At 52.1% G+C, this 17,944-nt stretch carries 14 protein-coding genes; 7 read left to right on the plus strand and 7 right to left on the minus strand.

The window, feature by feature from the left end:
- The first annotated feature begins 11 nt into the window (after nt 1–11).
- Genes EYZ66_RS09265 through EYZ66_RS09275 form a run of 3 tightly spaced genes read left to right on the plus strand, consistent with a single transcriptional unit; the run spans nt 12 to nt 4,034 of the window.
- Complete coding sequence (locus tag EYZ66_RS09265; RefSeq protein WP_009575837.1) at nt 12–1,844, plus strand: DUF885 domain-containing protein; 1,833 nt, start codon at nt 12–14, stop codon at nt 1,842–1,844.
- A gap of 4 nt (nt 1,845–1,848) precedes the next feature.
- Nucleotides 1,849–3,207: a GGDEF domain-containing protein gene (locus EYZ66_RS09270; RefSeq protein ID WP_009575836.1), complete on the plus strand. Its 1,359-nt coding sequence runs from the start codon at nt 1,849–1,851 to the stop codon at nt 3,205–3,207.
- Nucleotides 3,208–3,212: 5 nt separating this feature from the next.
- On the plus strand, nt 3,213–4,034 hold the full coding sequence (locus EYZ66_RS09275) for an HAD-IIB family hydrolase (protein ID WP_009575835.1): 822 nt from the start codon (nt 3,213–3,215) through the stop codon (nt 4,032–4,034).
- A 9-nt stretch (nt 4,035–4,043) separates the two neighbouring features.
- Here EYZ66_RS09275 and EYZ66_RS09280 read toward each other — a convergent pair whose 3' ends face one another.
- The 4 genes from EYZ66_RS09280 to EYZ66_RS09295 all read right to left on the minus strand — a co-directional run bounded on the left by EYZ66_RS09280 (nt 4,044) and on the right by EYZ66_RS09295 (nt 8,254).
- On the minus strand, nt 4,044–4,664 hold the full coding sequence (locus tag EYZ66_RS09280) for a hypothetical protein (RefSeq protein ID WP_040816660.1): 621 nt from the start codon (nt 4,662–4,664) through the stop codon (nt 4,044–4,046).
- 7 nt (nt 4,665–4,671) lie between these two features.
- Entirely contained in the window at nt 4,672–5,103 is a 432-nt protein-coding gene (locus EYZ66_RS09285) for a bactofilin family protein (protein ID WP_158027004.1), read from the minus strand.
- Nucleotides 5,104–5,238: 135 nt separating this feature from the next.
- Nucleotides 5,239–7,332 carry a penicillin acylase family protein gene (locus EYZ66_RS09290; RefSeq protein WP_009575832.1) on the minus strand — a complete coding sequence of 698 codons (2,094 nt, stop codon included), beginning with the start codon at nt 7,330–7,332 and terminating at the stop codon, nt 5,239–5,241.
- Between the two features lie 28 nt (nt 7,333–7,360).
- Nucleotides 7,361–8,254: a hydrogen peroxide-inducible genes activator gene (locus tag EYZ66_RS09295; protein ID WP_009575831.1), complete on the minus strand. Its 894-nt coding sequence runs from the start codon at nt 8,252–8,254 to the stop codon at nt 7,361–7,363.
- A 201-nt stretch (nt 8,255–8,455) separates the two neighbouring features.
- On the opposite strand from EYZ66_RS09295, the gene ahpC reads away from it, so the two are divergent.
- Entirely contained in the window at nt 8,456–9,019 is a 564-nt protein-coding gene (gene ahpC, locus EYZ66_RS09300; protein WP_009575829.1) for an alkyl hydroperoxide reductase subunit C, read from the plus strand.
- 48 nt (nt 9,020–9,067) lie between these two features.
- Nucleotides 9,068–10,654: an alkyl hydroperoxide reductase subunit F gene (gene ahpF / locus EYZ66_RS09305; protein WP_009575828.1), complete on the plus strand. Its 1,587-nt coding sequence runs from the start codon at nt 9,068–9,070 to the stop codon at nt 10,652–10,654.
- Between the two features lie 47 nt (nt 10,655–10,701).
- On the opposite strand, the gene EYZ66_RS09310 is transcribed toward ahpF, so the two are convergent.
- Nucleotides 10,702–12,222: an AMP-binding protein gene (locus EYZ66_RS09310; RefSeq protein ID WP_009575827.1), complete on the minus strand. Its 1,521-nt coding sequence runs from the start codon at nt 12,220–12,222 to the stop codon at nt 10,702–10,704.
- A 222-nt stretch (nt 12,223–12,444) separates the two neighbouring features.
- Here EYZ66_RS09310 and EYZ66_RS09315 point away from each other — a divergent pair, with 222 nt between their 5' ends.
- Together EYZ66_RS09315 and EYZ66_RS09320 are read left to right on the plus strand one after the other, a co-directional pair.
- A complete protein-coding gene (locus tag EYZ66_RS09315) occupies nt 12,445–13,179 on the plus strand; it encodes a class II aldolase/adducin family protein (RefSeq protein WP_160195654.1) in 735 nt (244 codons plus the stop codon).
- A gap of 90 nt (nt 13,180–13,269) precedes the next feature.
- Nucleotides 13,270–14,112 carry a DUF1295 domain-containing protein gene (locus tag EYZ66_RS09320; RefSeq protein ID WP_009574590.1) on the plus strand — a complete coding sequence of 281 codons (843 nt, stop codon included), beginning with the start codon at nt 13,270–13,272 and terminating at the stop codon, nt 14,110–14,112.
- Here EYZ66_RS09320 and EYZ66_RS09325 read toward each other — a convergent pair.
- Nucleotides 14,102–14,353: a DUF167 domain-containing protein gene (locus tag EYZ66_RS09325; protein ID WP_009574591.1), complete on the minus strand. Its 252-nt coding sequence runs from the start codon at nt 14,351–14,353 to the stop codon at nt 14,102–14,104. The genes EYZ66_RS09320 and EYZ66_RS09325 overlap by 11 nt on opposite strands.
- 68 nt (nt 14,354–14,421) lie before the next feature.
- Nucleotides 14,422–17,901, minus strand: coding sequence for an indolepyruvate ferredoxin oxidoreductase family protein (locus EYZ66_RS09330; protein ID WP_280525406.1), 3,480 nt, complete (start codon nt 17,899–17,901; stop codon nt 14,422–14,424).
- Nucleotides 17,902–17,944: the final 43 nt, after the last annotated feature.

Consider the following 17,944-nt stretch of genomic DNA (forward strand, 5'->3'; position numbering starts at 1 on the left):
GGAGCACCACAATGACGACACGAAGTTTATTAAGCGCAGCCGTTCTAGGAGCCACATTAGCAATCGTAGGCTGCCAACCAGGAACCGAGACAGCCAGCACTCAGGTTGAGCAGGTCGCGCTAAGCGAATCTGAGAAGGCCAATGCGCTTTTCGAGGAAATGTTCATGGAAAGCGTCATGAGCTCTCCAATGTCACAAACCTACTTAGGCATTAAACAAGATTACGACAAGCTCGACGACTATACCGAGGCAGCGTCAGCCAAAGAGTTGGAGCGCGCCAAAGCAAATCTAGCGAAGCTTCAAACCATTGACGTAGCGGCACTCGATGACCAGACAGCCCTGAGCTGGAACTTAATGAAAGACCAGCTCGATCAAGAGATCGCGAGCTATCGCTGGCGCTATCACAACTACCCCGTCAACCAGATGTTTGGCATGCATTCGGGCTTACCCTCGTTCATGATCAACCAACACCTCGTGCGCTCAGAAGACGATGCACTTGCCTACATCAGCCGCTTACGAGAGTTCAAACGCGTCCTGGGTGAGTTAGAGACCAACCTCTACAAGCGGGCAGAGCTCGGCATTTTGGCACCAAAGTTTGTCTACCCCTATGTGCTCAGCGATATCAACAATGTGGTGAGCGGCGCGCCCTTTACCGATGGCGATGATTCAACCCTACTGGCGGACTTCAAAGGAAAGCTCGAGCAACTTGAGCTCGACGAGACAAAAAAAAGCGAGCTCCTGGGGCAGGCTGAAAAAGCCCTGCTCGAATCGGTGGGCCCCGGCTTTGCCAGCTTAAGTAGCACGGTAAAAGCGATTGAAGCGCAAGCCGATACCCGCGACGGCGCCTGGAAGCTTCCCGATGGGTCCGAGTTTTACAACTTCGCGCTTGCACGCACGACGACCACGGACATGGATGCGCAGACCATTCACGACATTGGCCTCGCCGAAGTCGAACGTATACATAACGAAATGCGCGCGATCATGAAGCAGGTAGGTTTTGCCGGCGACTTGCAAGACTTCTTTGAGTTCACGCGAACCGATCCTCAGTTTTACTACCCCGAAACCCCTGAGGGCAAGCAGGCCTACCTAGAGGAGGCCACTGCCCTAATCGACGATATGAAAACGCGTTTGGATAGTTTATTCAAGGTCAAGCCCAAAGCGGACTTAGTCGTAAAGGCGGTCGAGCCTTTCCGCGAGAAGTCGGCCGGCAAAGCCTTTTATCAGCGCCCTGCCCCTGATGGCTCGCGTCCAGGAACCTACTACGCCAATCTGTACACCATGAAAGCAATGCCAATTTATCAAATGGCGGCCTTGGCCTATCATGAGGGGATTCCCGGGCACCATATGCAAATCGCGATCGCACAAGAGCTAGAGGGTATACCCAAATTCCGCAAGTTCGGCGGGTACACCGCCTACACCGAGGGTTGGGGCTTATACGCAGAGTTATTGCCCAAAGAAATCGGTCTGTACGAAGACCCTTACAGCGATTTTGGGCGCCTCGCTATGGAGTTATGGCGCGCTTGCCGCTTGGTCACCGACACGGGATTGCACGCCAAACGCTGGACTCGTGAGCAAGCCATTGATTATTTGCTACAAAACACACCCAACGCCGAATCCGACATTGTTAAAGCGATAGAACGCTATATTGTCATGCCTTCACAGGCAACGGCTTATAAAGTGGGCATGTTAAAAATCCTAGAGTTGCGCGACAAAGCCAAATCTAGCCTGGGCGAGGCGTTCGATATTCGTGAATTCCACGATGTGGTCCTAAAGCAGGGGGCGCTCCCATTGGCAACCTTGGAGTCAATTGTAGACCGCTGGATAAACTCGAAACGGGAAAGCTAATCGTATGCAAAACCCATCCTTTCACCGAGCCGTTTTGGACGCATCCCGATCGGTGACTTTGGTCATCGGTATCGATGGCTCGGTGATGTTTGCCAGCCGTGGCGTACAAGATATGCTCGGCTATCCCTCAACTTGGGCCGAGGGTCGAAACATTCTCGACTACATCCACCCCGAAGATGTCTCTCGTGTTGTTGAATCCCTCGCGCTCGCCGACGACAACCGCGAGATTCGATACATTCCCATGACCTTACGGATCCGCGACAATGAGGAAAACTGGGTAGAGATCGATATCGTCAGCAGCAACCGATTGAGCGACCCGGAAATCTCTGGGATCATTGTGAACATTCAGACCGCGGAATGCCGGCCGGCCTACAGCGATCCTATTACTGCGATGGCGAAAAACGAGTCGCACGCGAGGGTGATGCAACTCATCGCTCAGGGCGTTGGTCGCGGGGGGCACGTAAGACGTCCGTCATTCTTTGTTCCAACAGACGCAGCCGCCGACGCAGAGCTGATTTGCTCGATGCCAGATCACCCCATCTCAGAACACTTTAAACCCGAAATTTTCAAGCTATTTGTGGCTGAACCTATCGATAAAGCAGATGTATCTGAGGCTGGCGAACTTCTCTCGGTTAACCGTTCAGAGTTACCCGTGAGCACCTTAAAACTCATGGACCGCTGGGATATTGCGGGCATTCGCTTTGGTGCCATAGCGCCAAACGACACGCCACACGAGGTCACACATTATCTCGTATCGCTTGACTATGCTCTACCAGAAACACTGTGGATGGATGGCATCTGGAGCCCCACAGGGGTACAGCAATGGCAGGAGCTCATGCAATATGCAGGCATTGCCTTGTCGCACGAGCGCAACCGCATAAAACTGCAGCGCGCGGCCTCGCGCGACACCTTAACAGACCTTTTTAATCGCTCTGAATTTGTTAAAGAACTCACCCGACAAAATTTAGGCGCCAAAGGCAGTGGTATTTTATTTATCGACCTTGATGACTTCAAAGCCATCAACGACCAGTACGGGCACAACGTCGGCGATATCGCACTTGTGACTATCGCTCAAAATATTCAAGAGGCACTGCCAGAGCACGGGGTTGCCTGCCGTATGGGCGGAGACGAATTTGTGATCGTTACACCAAGCAGCATTGACGCCAAGGCTCTAGCTCAATCGCTGATCGCCTCCTGTGCCCAGCCTTTCACAACCGACCCCGAGCCCTTGACTGTCTCCGCATCGATCGGCGTAGCGCAGATCCGAGAAAATGAAACCCTCGAGCAGGCCATTCAACGCGCCGATATTGCCTTACTGCAAGCAAAGCAAGAAGGCAAACATCGACTGGTAAGCTGCGACTGACGATTATGGATTTAGTAGTATTTGATTTAGACGGCACACTATTGAACGCCCAGTCCCAGATCTCGGACTACACTAACCGCGTGCTAACCAAAATGGCCGAGGCGGGTATCGCCTACACAGTAGCGACCGGCCGAACCTTACATGGCGCCCATGCAGTCGTTAGCGGTAGTGGCTTTCACCTCCCCCACATTATCAAAAATGGGGTGTTGATCTGGAATCCAGCATCGGGCGATTACAGCCGCCAATGCTTACTGACTCAAGAGGAAATTTCTAAGGTACTGCTGGCCTTTACCGACGCAGGTGTCAGCCCATTTATACACACCTTTGAACCCAACGAGCACCACGGCGTCTATCATGCCCCCGTAATGAAAGATTACGAACACAAGCTAGCCGCTTTTATTGAGCGCGAACGCGGAAGCGCACTGAAGCCCTTAAGCGCGATGCCGCCGAGGGCGTCTATCGCCAACTTCAGTGGACTAGGCAGTCAAGAAGCCATAGACGCTATCGTGGCTCAGATTGCTCAAGAGGAACACCTTATCGCCTACGGAGGCCCCGCATTTGAGGGGCAAAACCTGTACTGGCTGGATGTGCATCACTGCGACGGCAACAAAGGCGCGGCCGTCCTTGAACTTAAACGTGACATGGGTGCGGAGCGCATTATCTGTTTCGGGGATAGCGACAATGATTTAACGATGTTCGAGATTGCCGATGAATGCTATGCGCCAGATAATGCCAAGCCCGAAGTTAAAGCTGTAGCAACAGAAGTCATTGGTCATCACGACGATGATGGCATCGCGCGTTTTTTAGAGGCTAGATTTGATCTCTAATTGCGGTATTTACCCACGCCGAATCACAAATTCCAAACGCCCGTCCTTCATTAAGACGCTTTTATCAATTTGGAAATCGGGCAATCCGCGGGACAATGCACCCCGCAAGTGCCGATAAGGGAGCTCAGCGGAGGCAGACTCAGCTTCTAACTGATTGGGCCCAGCGATACCCCAACGCTTCGCCACCAAACCGCGAGTAGCGTTATGACACACAAATCCGTGCGCCACACCGTCGTAAGTCAGCATTGCATCCAACCAATCGTTCAACCAATTCAAATTGGAATCACTCAAATACAAGGCGAAGTCCCATATAAGCACCAAATCGTATGCTTGGCCAATGCAGGGCTCAAAGCTGTCTTCTAGGACTGCTGCTCTTTGTTCGGAGGCCTCGTCGTCGCTCAGCAGAGCATTTATTTTCGACGCTTGACTGATCAAATCGAGAACGGTTAGACGCCCCCAAAAAGTCCTGTGCAAGTGGGCAATCGTAGACGCATGCGCCGCTCCGAAATCAAGGATCTTCCGAGGCCTCGTTGACTCGCAATCAGGCAGTACGCCCGCGATCAAGGTACTTTTAAAAAATTCCCTATTCACAGCGCTCTGCCGCATCGCTGCGGCATGATTAAGGCTCACTTAGACCTTACTCTCCAGCGCTGTCGCCGCTCGCTGCGACTTTGGTGTTGCTTACGACACCGAAGCTTTTGGTGGGTGCGGCTTCGTTCATATCGATGCTGCCCTTAAATTTGCTACCATCCTCTAGGATGACACGCGGCGCTTGGATGTTTCCTCGCATGGAGCCGTTCGCAGTGATCAGTACACGCTCACTCGCTTCGACATCTCCATGTAATTCGCCATCCACTTTCACCGCTTTAGCCATCACATCGGCGTGTACACGGCCAGAGGGGCCAACAAACAGCTCATTGCTTTTGAGTACAACAGTCCCTTCGATTTGTCCTTCAACTGTCAAATCTTCTTCACTGTGTACTTCACCTTTGATTTTAACCGTTGCCCCAATCACGGCGCTTCCTCCTTTGGATGATGGAATCGATGCGACCTCTGCCACCTTTGACACTGGCTGTACCGGCTCCTCAACTGCAGGGGCTGGTGTATTCTTCTGTGATCGCTTGTCAAAAAACATGGTGTCTGCTCACTTCAATCGAACTCACATATTAGCACGAACATTCCATATTCCTAGCCCCAAGGGATTTCACGGTCGATAAGATCGCACATTTCCTGCTGCTGCGCGTTCCTGAGCGTCAAATAGCGGTGCATGCAGACGTTCGGCGGCAAAATCCTCTGCTTGATCTGCGTAGTGAGCCGAATCCTCGAGCATAGTGGCTGAGCCGTAATGATGCACACCCTGCACCGAGAGCTTTTGCTCGGCGTTCCAAGCGACCAAATAGTAAAGCCCATCGCCCGCGATATTCGTCAAGTATCCATTTTCCTCATACCCTGTGCCGTAGATTGCGCGCAGCGTATCGGGACCTCCTCCGATCGGCACATTTACCGGGCCACGGGTGTGTCTATTGATCTCCCCCCACAAGGGGTCAATTCGCCCAGACACCTCCAGCAATTCATCAGCGCAGGCCTGCAACACGCCTCCCGCCTCAGGCGGCGCCACAGCATCTTGCTCTGCGCGCCATTCGGCGCGAATGACACACACACCTAAAGCCGCTTCTCGGCTTTGAATGTCCGCCACCAAGTCCCACTGAGCCAACAGAGCTTGTGCCTGCAAATGATGAGGTAAAGCGTCGGTGAGTTCGGCGGCAATTGCGGCGCGAATGTAGTGACCAGCGCGGCTCGAAACAGCGTAGGCTTTGTCGTGCTTTATGGTCCAAAAATCCTCTGCCGAAATGGGTCTTAAAGCCGCGAAGAGTTCTAAGGCTCGATCAGCACGATTGGTCATTCGCGCTTGATACCCATCGGTCGGACTAAATGCCGATGGGTCTGGGTTATCGTCCGCAACAGCAACCTGAAAGGGTGTTTGATTCGTGCTTGCCAAGTAGCCGTATTTGGGACGCACCACTTGAGGCAACTGCTGAAAAGGCAAATAACTATCCCAGATAAGATCGGACCGATCACCGGGCAAATACTGGCTCCAGTCATACCCGGGTTTGCGGCGCGGGGTCAGGCTATTGTGAACGAAGGCGATCGTCCCCTCTTTATCAGCGAAGACGAAATTAAACGACGCAAACCGATGTTGTGCCATCGCTGCATACCACTCATCGAAGGTTCGTGCTCGATTCAGGGCGTACCACTGATCCACCTGACGGATCTCATTCTGGCCACCAAACCGGAACGCGTAGGTACCATGATCCGTTTTCATGACAGGTCCATGCTTGGAACGATATATCTCGCGCTTCACCGTCCAGTAAAGAGGCCCCCACAGTTTTACGCGCAGGCTAGCTTCGCTGACCTCTAGGTCTAACCACTGGCCATCTAAGCGATACTGGTCTTCGTTGTCAGGATTGATTTCGAGGACAAAAATATCGACCAAGTCAGGCTTATTAACCGTCACGCCCCAGGCGATATCGTGGTTAAACCCGAGGCTGATCAGCGGACTTCCAGGAAAAGTGCCACCCATAATATCGAGCCCTTCATCACTGCTGATATGCGCCTCGTACCACGCCACTGGACCATCGGTAGGCTGGTGCGAATTAATCATCAGACGAGTCGCTCCATCGTCTGTTGCCGCTGGTGACACCGCGATAGCATTAGACCCGATAGGGGTATCGCTCAACCCCAGATCAGCGACTAAACGAGAGACCTCTCGCGCGCGCTCGGGGCCCATCACCTCTTTCACCGATCCATCAAATCCGTAAAACAATAAATGCCGAACCACAAACCCAGTGATAATGTCGGTGGTTGTCACCGGCAAAATATCCCGCGTCACTCGATGAGGATGTTTCGCCGCAAAGTGGTTTAATCCATCGGTATAGGCCTGCACTAGTGCGCGCGCCTCTGGACTAATCTGGTTTTCGTAACCCGCGTTCACCCAATCCCGAACCCCGAGCCATTGGATCATATAGTCAGCTGGCGCTGCGTCTTTACCGTTATAACGGGCAGACTCGCCGCGATAAAACGGTAGCGTTTCTTCAATCAGCTCCCAACCGTCTTCAGCTTGAGCATAGGCAAATCCAAAAGCGGTGTCCGCATCAGTTTTCCCGTGAATATGAGGGATACCCCAGCGATCACGTTCAATTTGAACATCATACTTCGTCGCATCCACCGAAATATCGGGCACACGGCCAGCGCACGCAGTTAAGCCAGCAACAAAGCAGAGTAAAATAAGTGTACGCATTATTATTCCTTGTATTGAAGCTCAGCGATCAACGATTTCCCAGAGCTTGAGTAAACACGTCTTGAAGCGCTTGTATGCTATCCAACTTTGGATAGGTCGCGCGCATGATAAATGCAATTTTTCGATGCGGTCCTGGCTCATCGAGGCGAGCATACTGAAGTCTCTTGTCGTTGCACACGAGTTGATCCAGTGCCATTTCAGGCACCAGCGTAGAACCCAGTCCAGCGACCACCAATTGAATGAGCGTGTTCAGACTGGTTGCACTCATCGAATGTGCCACCGCATTGGAGAACTTACAAGCCGCCAGAGCGTGATCTTTTAAACAATGGCCTTCAGATAACAACATTAAATTCTCTCGTGACAGCTCTTCGGAGGTAATACGTTCCCGAACCTCCTGGTCGCCATCACTTGGCGCAACCCAATAAAAGTCTTCGTCCCAAAACGGAAAACTCAGCAAATTATCGCAGTCATAGGGTAGCGCCAAGACCGCCGTATCGAGCTCTCCATCACGCACTCGCTCGACCAACTCCTTCGACTGTGCCTCGACGATTTTTAGCTTCGCCGCAGGGTACCTTGCTGCTACTGCGGGCAACACAATCGGCAGTAGATAAGGCGCAATTGTCGGTATCATTCCAATCGTTAAGGGCGTGCTCAGCGGAGCCTTGTCGGTTTGCCTAAGACGCAATATGTCGTCAATTTGGACGCTCACGGATCGGGCTTTTTCCAAGAAAATACGCCCCATCGGAGTAACGAGCACTTTTTTATTATCACGTTCAAAGACCTGAAACCCGAGCTGCACCTCTAGCTCGTTCAAGGCGGTACTCAAGGCCGACTGGGATACCGCACAGTTGTCGGCGGCCTTCCTAAAATGCAGGGTCTTTTCGACTGCGAGTGCATAGCGAATTTGTTTTATTGAAATCATAACAACCGAGCCGTTGATGAGTGCTATTAGAGCAACTTTGTTTTGTCTTCAAGTCTAATCAATTTCGTCAAAAAATCCATCATCACCGCGCTCAAACAATTTAAAAAAACGATCAAAACAATCAATATATTCAAATTTAACAATCAAAAAGGCGCGGCTATAGTGCACGGGTCTTCAACAAACCACAGCAAGGAGAGACAAATGACCTCAATTAATTCAAGCATCAAACCCTTTAACGCCATGGCTTTCAAGAACGGCGAATTCATTACGATCAACGAGCAAGATGTTCTGGGCAAATGGGCGGTATTTTTCTTCTATCCCGCAGATTTCACCTTCGTTTGCCCAACGGAACTGGGTGATCTTGCGGATCATTACAGCGAGCTGCAAGCCCGAGGCGTCGAGGTGTACTCGGTCTCAACCGATACCCACTTCACGCACAAAGCGTGGCACGAATCATCGGACACTATTGGCAAGATTCAGTATCCGATGATCGGCGACCCGAGCGGCGCAATAACGCGTCAATTTGGCGTCATGCGAGAAGACCAAGGCCTAGCGGACCGCGCGACATTTATTGTTGATCCAGATGGCATTGTGCAAGTCATCGAAGTTACCGCCGAGGGCATTGGCCGCAATGCGGAGGAATTGGTGCGCAAAATTAAAGCTGCCCAATATGTCCGCAACAATCCAGGTGAGGTATGCCCCGCCAAATGGCAAGAAGGCGAGCAAACCTTGGCCCCCTCGTTTGACTTAGTCGGCAAAATTTAAATCCAAGGCGGGGCAACCCGCCTTTTCGAGACGATTAGGAGAGTTAAAATGTTAAACCAAGAGCTACTCAATAATGTTAAGACCTACACCGACACCATCTCACGCGCGGTAACCTTGGTTGTTGCCGCGGGAAATCACTCAAAGCGCGCTGAGCTGGTGTCATTTTTACGGCAAATTTCGGACTTGTCGGACAAGATCCAATTTGAAGAGCGCGAGACTACAGCCTTGCGAAGCCCTCTGTCTTTCCGCTTAGAAATCGATGGCGATGATAGCGGCGTACAGTTTTCAGGCATACCAAGTGGCCATGAATTCAACTCGTTCATTTTAGCCTTACTGTATGCGGGTGGACGGGAACTCAAGCTTGATCCTGCGGTGCAGAGCCTTATCAAGGCGGTAAAAACGCCAATCCACTTTGAAGTTTTTGTCAGCCTGAGCTGCCATAACTGCCCTGATATTGTTCAAGCCTTGCATCAATTTGCTTTGCTCAACCCGAATATTAGCGCAGAGATGATCGATGGCGGGTTGTTTCCCCAGCTTGTTGAAGAACGCGAGCTGCAGGGTGTACCTGCTGTTTTTGCTAACGGCGCACCCTTTGCCAATGGTAAAACCGAGATTAGTCAGCTGCTGGATAAATTGCAGCACATTGCGCCTGAGGCTAAAGTGGCGAAACACGACTCAGCCACTGCCCTGCAAGATGTGGTTGTTATAGGCGGAGGCCCCGCGGGCGCAAGTGCGGCGATTTATAGTGCACGAAAAGGCCTGTCGGTGACCTTGCTGGCCGAGCGCTTAGGTGGCCAAGTTAAAGACACCCAAGGGATCGAAAACCTGATTTCGGTAAGCCATACGACCGGCGCAAAACTGAGCGGCAATTTGGTTGAGCACATGAATAGATACCCTGTTTCGATCCGGGAGAACATTAGAGTCGAGAGCATCAGCGGCGACCAGGTTCGGACTATCACTCTGAACACAGGCGAGCAGATACAGACGCGCAGCATCATCGTCGCAACCGGTGCTCAGTGGCGAAAACTTGGAATTCCCGGAGAAGAGGAGAACATCGGTGCCGGAGTGGCCTACTGCCCACATTGCGACGGCCCATTTTTTGCGGGCAAGGATGTTGTGGTCGTCGGCGGTGGCAACTCTGGTATAGAGGCAGCTCTGGATCTGGCGGGCATTGTTAAGAGCGTCACAGTCGTGGAATTCATGCCGACGCTAAAAGCCGATAAAGTACTGGTCGATCAAGCGAAACAACGCACTAACATCTCGATTATAGCAAATGCGGCTTGTCAGGAAATTATCGCCGACGGCGGCAAAGTGGTGGCGCTAGAATATCTTGACCGCGTCAGCAATGCGCGCAAGCGCTTAAACACCGATGGTGTGTTTGTGCAAATTGGCTTAAGCCCTAACAGCCAGTTCCTGAGCGATATGGTCGAATGCACAGCGCACGGCGAAATCATAGTCGACAACAAATGCCGCACGACCCAAGCCAACGTATTTGCTGCCGGCGATGTTACCACCGTGCCCTACAAGCAAATCGTGATTGCCATGGGTGAAGGCGCTAAAGCAGCCTTATCGGCTTTTGAGTACTTGCTCGCTCATCCCGCGCACCGGACCGAGAGCGAAATGCAAGCGGCTTAGCAAGATCTCGTCAAGTTGGGACTATTTCATGACGTTAAGGTCACAGACTAATCTGCAAAGCGCTCCCGCAAGAGCGCTTTTTGCACTTTCCCCATGGCGTTGCGGGGCAGGCTATCAATGAATATATAGTCTTTAGGTCGCTTGAAACCCGCTAGACTCTCTTGCAACTCGCGTCTGACACCCTGCTCCAAATCTGCTTCATGTTTAGTGCCATCCGGCACGATCACGGCAACAACTCGCTCACCAAAATCGTCGTCCGATAAGCCAATCACTGCGGACTCTAAAACGCCGTCACAACGATCGATCACAAGCTCGATCTCTTTGGGGTAAACATTCAACCCACCGGTGATGATCAAGTCTTTGGAACGTCCCACAATCGCGACATAACCTTCAGCATCAATGGTTGCCAAGTCGCCTGTCTTAAAGAAACCATCTTCGGTAAAATCGGCCGCGGTTTTTTCCGGCATTCCCCAATATTCTCTGAACACATTGGGGCCTTTGACCAGCAGATTGCCCACTTCTCCTGCGGCCAAGATCAGGCCGTGGTCATCTTCCACACGCAACGCTATCCCTGGCAAAGGAAAGCCCACAGTTCCCGCTCTGCGCTCGCCGTTTAAGGGATTAGAGGTGCTCATACCCGTCTCTGTCATCCCGTAGCGCTCCAAGATTCGATGGCCCGTGCGCCGCTCGAACTCTGCAAACGTGCTGCTGAGCAAAGGTGCGGACCCAGAGATAAACAGACGCATCGACTTGCACGAACCTGAATCGAATTCTGGCAAGGATAACAAACGCGAGTAATACGTAGGCACCCCCATCATGACGCTTGAGCGGCCAAGTTGCTCCAACACTTTGTGCACTTCAAAGCCAGCATTCCACAGCATCGAAGCACCACTGAGCAATACGCAGTGGCAGGCGACAAACAAACCGTGGACATGGTAAATCGGAAGGCTATGCAGCAAGACATCGTCAGCGCTAAAGCCCCACAAATCGACCAACACCTCGGCATTGCTTGCCAAATTTTCGTGCGTTAACACAATACCCTTCGGTCGGCCGGTGGTGCCCGACGAATAGAGCAAGGCTGCCGCTGTAGACGAGTTGACTGATACTGGGGCACTGTCTTGAGCTTCAGGCAGGTCACTTACTAGACTCCCTGTCCCCGAGATATCCAGCGTTAAAACCACATCGACCCCACATCTGACAGCCAACTGTGTCAGCAACTCTTCCCGATCGGTCGAACAAACCAACACACGCGGGGCAGCATTCTCGATAAAATAATCGAGCTCAACCAAAGAATAGGCGGTATTCAAGGGATGATACACAGCCCCTATCCGCAAACAGGCTAAGTATAAGGCGAGCGCTTCGACCGACTTATCGACTTGCACCGAAATTCGATCGCCTTGCTGGACGCCCAAACGGATGAGTTTTTGCCCGAGCGATTTTGCCATATCACTGAGATCACCGTAGGTCCACACCTTACCGCTGTCGGTTTGCAGCACTCTGACTTGCCCGCGATCGGGCTTGTCGATCCCCAGTCGGTAATACAGGTTATTTTCTATCGATTTTGTCATCCCAGTCCCACTCGATCGTGCAACATTGGCGCCCGCCCAATCGACGGCATTGAGCGCAAAATGCGTTTGGCTTTTAACGTACAGCAGAGCATTCTTTCGCCCTAAAACTAGGCTTTAATGTATCACGTAGCCCACAGATTTGGGATTAAATGACCGCGTGATATCAAGCTTAGCCCTGCTATACTATTGCTCTAAATTTAATAACGCAGCGGCGATATACCTATGACAACAGAACAATCCTTACGTGAAGACCTGGCGGCTCTCTACCGAATTTTTGACCATTTAGGCTGGGGTGAACTTATTTTTAATCACATCACGGTAAAACTGCCCGGTGATGAAGGCCATTTTCTGATCAATCCTTACGGACTGCACTACAGCGAAGTGACAGCATCTAATTTGGTTAAAGTCGACATCAACGGCAACATCGTAGAACCGACAGAACACTTCGTAAATCCGGCGGGTATGCTCATCCACAGCTGTGTGCACGCCGCGCGCCATGACATGCTGTGTATCGCGCATACGCACACCACGGCAGGCATGACGGTTGCCTGTCAGGAAGGCGGCTTGCGCCCAGACAATTTCTATTCGACCCTATTGCATGGACGCATCGCTTACCATGACTTCGAAGGCATTACGGTCGATGAAAGTGAGAAGGATAAACTCGTCGCCAACCTAGGCTCTGAAGCAATGATGATGATTTTACGCAACCATGGCTTGCTGGCGGGCGGACGTACGATTGCAGAGGCCTTTTTGAACATGTGGGTGTTAGAGCGCTCCTGCCAGATTCAAACCTCTGTGGACCAAACCGGCGTAAAGCAAATTCACGTCCGCCCCGAAGTGTTATCGCGCACTGAGGAACTCACGAAAATTCAGGGTATGGGGCAACCTACGGGTGCATTAGAATTTGCTGCCATGAAGCGCATCATCGAGAAAAAAGATCCTTCCTACAAAGACTGACAGAGCGCGGGGTAGTAGATAGACAGTGTGATCTCTACCCCCTTCTTGCGCGTATAAAAATCCAATAATTCAACACGCAGAGCACACTCTATGAAACCGATTCTAATCGCCCTAGGGTTTATCGTTGCGTTCACCGCCGTGATCTCAACCACAAGCTTGACTATCCAGGGCGCGCCGATATTCGCTATTTGCGTTACGGTAGCCATGGTCATTCAATGGGTAGCGTTTATTCCCGCGTATCGCAAGCAAACGGAGCGATTTTACGACTTAGTTGGAAGTGCGAGTTTCATTACGGTGACCCTTCTGGCTCTCGTTTTATCGAACCGCTTTGACGATCGTTCTTTATTACTCAGTGCGCTCGTGATTATTTGGGCGCTTCGCCTAGGCAGCTTTTTGTTCAAACGGGTGCATCAAGATGGCGGCGACGACCGTTTCCAGCAAATCAAACCGCACGCCAAACGTTTTTTTCTGACCTGGACGCTGCAAGGTTTGTGGGTCAGCATTACGGCAGCGGCGGCACTGGCCGCAATAACCGCAACCGACCCCGTACCTTTGTCACTTTGGGACGTCAATGCATTGATGATCTGGTTCCTCGGCTTTGGCATCGAGGTGATCGCAGATCGACAAAAACGAGCGCATCGTTCAACACACGGCAAAGACACCTTTATCTCGAGCGGGTTGTGGGCTTACAGCCGGCACCCTAACTACTTTGGCGAAATCACACTTTGGGTAGGCGTCGCCTTACTGGCCATACCTGCCCTAACGTCAACAGCCTTCGCCAGCTTGTTATCACCCATCTTTGCCTATTTACTGCTGACCCGCATTAGCGGAATACCTATGCTCGAGAAAAAGGGAGAGAAGAAATGGGGCGACCGCGCCGACTACCAGGACTACAAAAAACGCACGCGACTGTTGGTTCCGCTCAAACGGTAACGTCAGCATCAATAGAAAAACGCTTATCGCGTTGTTTAGCCCCGCTCAGTAGCTTAATGCGAGTGCGGGGCACATCAAAGTAGTCCGCCAAAGCCCTCATCACGGCTCGATTGGCTTTACCATCCTCTGGGGCTACCGTAACGTAAACCCTGAGCACGCTCTGGCCCTCGATGTCCTCGACCTTTATTTGCGCTTGCTTGGCTTTTGGCGTGACCCTAACGCTGACGATCGTTGTTGCCATAGAAACTTACTTGCGGTTAAAGAGCGCACCTTACTGCAAGTCTCGCCTTGAAGGCAAAAATGCGAGCACTAGGCAGCAATCGCCAGATACGACAACAGCTCTTTCTGCCTGTCTTTGACCTCGGCCCTGTTGCGCTCCTTTACGTGACCAAAACCCCGTAAACGTTGCACTGTCTCAAGCACAGCCACGGCCCTGTGATAATCTTGGGCCATCAGCGGCAACACATCTTGGTGTAATAGAGTCAAATAATCTTCGATGTCTTGACGCTCAGCTTTTCGCTCGTCGCTGTAAGAAAAGATATCTAAGGCCGTGCCTCGTATTTTTCGCAGTGCCGACAACACTCTGAACACAGGGAGAATCCATGCGCCGAATTCACGCTTTTGAAGTCGGCCTGTGGCTGGGTCTTTCTTTGCTAACCCAGGAGGCGCCAAATGGAAGCGCAAACGTCGCTTCGCGCTAAACTGCGAGTCTAGCAATGCTTGAAATGCTGGCGCGGTATGCAAGCGAGCCACCTCATATTCGTCTTTTATCGCCATCAATTTATACAAACCTTTAGCGAAAGCCTGTGTCGCCAACTGACCTTCATGCTGGTCGTATTGGCGAATGTGGGCCACGCGACGTCGGTACAGCTCGGCGTAGTGATCATCTTGATAAATTCGCAAACGGTCGCTGTTGGCCTCCATCAGCTGATCGAGTGTAAGCTCAACTTCGAGGTCTGGGCTCTGCTTCAGTAATCTCTCTACCCTCTCTGGGCTCGCTTGCCACAAGCGGCCCCACGCAAAAGCCTGACGGTTCATATCAATGCCAACACCATTTAACTCAATCGCTCGGTTTAGTGCCTCATCAGATACTGGCAACCAACCCGCTTGGTAGGCCACCCCCATCAAGAAACAGTTACTCGCAATGGAGTCCCCCATCAACTCCGTAGCAATGCGCGTAGCATCAAGCCAAACCAGCTGCGAAACATCGACTTCGGTCTCGACACGGTCGACTAGACCCGAGTAAGGCACGCTGGCATCTGGGTTACTGATTAACTCGGAGGTGGGCGTGGCTTGTTGATTCAGTACCGCGTGCGTTCTGCCGTGGGCGACTTTGGCCAGCGTCTCATCGCCGCACGCCACAATGAAGTCACATCCCAACAACAAATCAGCTTCGCCGGCGGGAATGCGCACCGCCAAAATATCGTCTTGCTGACGAGCAACACGGACGTGACTCACCACGGCGCCAAACTTTTGCGCCAACCCGGTCTGATTGAGTGTAGCGCAGCCCTTACCTTCCAAATGAGCTGCCATCGCTATCAAGGCGCTGATCGTTAATACTCCGGTACCTCCGACCCCAGCGACCACCGTATTCCATGGCTGCTCCAACGCTGGCAATGTGGGCTGTGGCAAGTCTTTGAGCCAATCCTCAAGGGGTATGTGTGTGACCGAAGGCCTGAGCAGATCGGCATCCAATACGCTGACAAAGCTGGGACAAAAGCCATCGACACACCGAAAATCTTTATTACAAGAACTTTGGTCAATTTGCCGTTTTCGGCCTAAGGCGGTCTCTTTTGGCACAACCGATAAGCAATTCGATTGAGCACTACAATCGCCACAGCCTTCGCAGACCTCTGGGTTGATCACCACCCGACGCGGCGGATCGATCAACTTGGCCTTTTTACGGCGCCGGCGTTTTTCGGCCGCACAGGTTTGCACGTAAACAATGACCGTCGTGCCCAAGGTATCACGCAACTGAGTTTGGACACTATCGAAGCTGTTACGGTGCTCTATGCCGACACCGTGCTCCTTAGCTAACACCCGCCACTGGTCAGGTTCATCAGATACAATGACCAGTTTAGATACGCCCTCCGCCAACACTTGTTTAACCAATGATTCGACGCTTAAGTCACCGTCTATGGGCTGTCCGCCCGTCATGGCGACAGCATCGTTGTACAGGATTTTGTAGGTGATATTCACCTTAGCGGCCACAGCGGCACGCAAGGCCAAAATGCCGGAATGAAAGTAGGTTCCGTCACCTAAATTCTGAAAGACGTGCTGAGTTTCGGTGAACGGTGCCTGCCCGATCCAGGCCGCTCCCTCGCCACCCATTTGCGAAAAGGTTTGGGTGTTGCGGTCCAGCATCCAAGTGGCCATGTAATGGCAACCGATCCCACCCAAGGCTCGACTACCCTCAGGCACTTTCGTCGACGTATTGTGTGGGCACCCAGAGCAAAAATGGGGCACCCGTTCGGCCTTGTCGTAAGGTTTGGCTAAGAACGCCTCTTTGTTTTTTATCCATTCAACGCGCTTACGCATCGTCTCAGAATCGAAATAGCGAGATACGCGACGGTAAATGGCCACCGCAATCATGGCGGGCGTCAGCTCCCCCGCATTGGGCAACAAGTCACGACCCTGTTCATCGAACTCGCCCACAACGCGAGGGCGTGCGGCAACAGGATTATTGTAAAGTTGCCCCGTCAACTGGTCTTCGATTACCGAGCGCTTTTCCTCGACCACCAGAATTTCTTCCAAACCTTCGGCAAAGTTGTGTACGCCCGCTGGCTCTAAGGGCCATGGCATTCCAACCTTCATCACACGCAGACCCAGCTCTCGAGCAACGGCCTTGTTGATGCCCATATCCTCTAACGCCTGCATGACATCAAGGTAAGCCTTGCCAGCGCACATGATGCCAAACCGAGCGCTGGGCGAGTCAATGACCACAGGGTTTAAATTATTGACCCGGGCAAACTCGCGCGCTGCATAAATCTTGTATTTGTTCAGACGTAGCTCTTGATCTAGCGGCTTATCAGGCCAACGTGCGTGCACACCATCAGCGGGGAGCACGAAGCTATCTGGAATAACAATATTCATGCGGCTGGGGTCAATATCGGCCGATATCGCTGAATCCATGTTTTCGGTAATCGCCTTCAAAGCCACCCAGCAACCGCTGTAGCGTGACAACTCCCATCCAAAAACACCCAAATCAAGGACTTCCTGCACATTGGCTGGGCTAAGCACGGGGACTGAGGCTGCAATAAAATTGTGCTCGGACTGGTGAGGTAAGGTGGACGATTTACACGCATGATCATCACCAGCAACGGCCAACACCCCGCCATATTTTGCCGTACCGAACGCGTTGGCGTGTTTTATGACATCCATCGAGCGGTCGACCCCGGGACCCTTGCCGTACCACATTGAGAATACGCCATCGTAACGCGCACCCTCGAACAGCTGCGTTTGTTGCGAGCCCCATACAGCGGTGGCCGCAAGCTCCTCATTAACGCCAGGCTGGAAGGTTATGTTGTGCTTTTTCAGCCATGGGCGAGCGGACCACATGGCTTGGTCGACCCCACCTAAGGGCGAGCCGCGGTAGCCAGACACAAAACCCGCCGTATTTAGGCCTCTTGCTACATCGCGCTGATGTTGCAACATAGGCAAACGCACCAAGGCTTCAATACCGGTCATGTATGCTCTGGTCGTATCCAGAGCATATTTGTCATCTAGACTGATTTGATAATCAACACTCATGGCTTGGGCACTCGCAGGGATTTGTCCAATTCTGCCCAATTCTTTGCGAAACTTTTTGCCTATTTTTAATGTCTTAAGTGAT

Source organism: Aequoribacter fuscus (genome assembly GCF_009910365.1).
Lineage (GTDB): Bacteria > Pseudomonadota > Gammaproteobacteria > Pseudomonadales > Halieaceae > Aequoribacter > Aequoribacter fuscus.

Excerpts from the sequence above, each read along its gene's own strand:
- EYZ66_RS09265 (WP_009575837.1), top strand. The coding sequence starts at position 12 with ATGACGACACGAAGTTTATTAAGCGCAGCCGTTCTAGGAGCCACATTA.
- EYZ66_RS09315 (WP_160195654.1), top strand. The coding sequence starts at position 12,445 with ATGACAACAGAACAATCCTTACGTGAAGACCTGGCGGCTCTCTACCGA.
- EYZ66_RS09295 (WP_009575831.1), bottom strand. The coding sequence starts at position 8,254 with ATGATTTCAATAAAACAAATTCGCTATGCACTCGCAGTCGAAAAGACC.
- ahpF (WP_009575828.1), top strand. The coding sequence starts at position 9,068 with ATGTTAAACCAAGAGCTACTCAATAATGTTAAGACCTACACCGACACC.
- EYZ66_RS09290 (WP_009575832.1), bottom strand. The coding sequence starts at position 7,332 with ATGCGTACACTTATTTTACTCTGCTTTGTTGCTGGCTTAACTGCGTGC.
- EYZ66_RS09320 (WP_009574590.1), top strand. The coding sequence starts at position 13,270 with ATGAAACCGATTCTAATCGCCCTAGGGTTTATCGTTGCGTTCACCGCC.
- EYZ66_RS09275 (WP_009575835.1), top strand. The coding sequence starts at position 3,213 with ATGGATTTAGTAGTATTTGATTTAGACGGCACACTATTGAACGCCCAG.
- EYZ66_RS09270 (WP_009575836.1), top strand. The coding sequence starts at position 1,849 with ATGCAAAACCCATCCTTTCACCGAGCCGTTTTGGACGCATCCCGATCG.
- ahpC (WP_009575829.1), top strand. The coding sequence starts at position 8,456 with ATGACCTCAATTAATTCAAGCATCAAACCCTTTAACGCCATGGCTTTC.
- EYZ66_RS09310 (WP_009575827.1), bottom strand. The coding sequence starts at position 12,222 with ATGACAAAATCGATAGAAAATAACCTGTATTACCGACTGGGGATCGAC.
- EYZ66_RS09325 (WP_009574591.1), bottom strand. The coding sequence starts at position 14,353 with ATGGCAACAACGATCGTCAGCGTTAGGGTCACGCCAAAAGCCAAGCAA.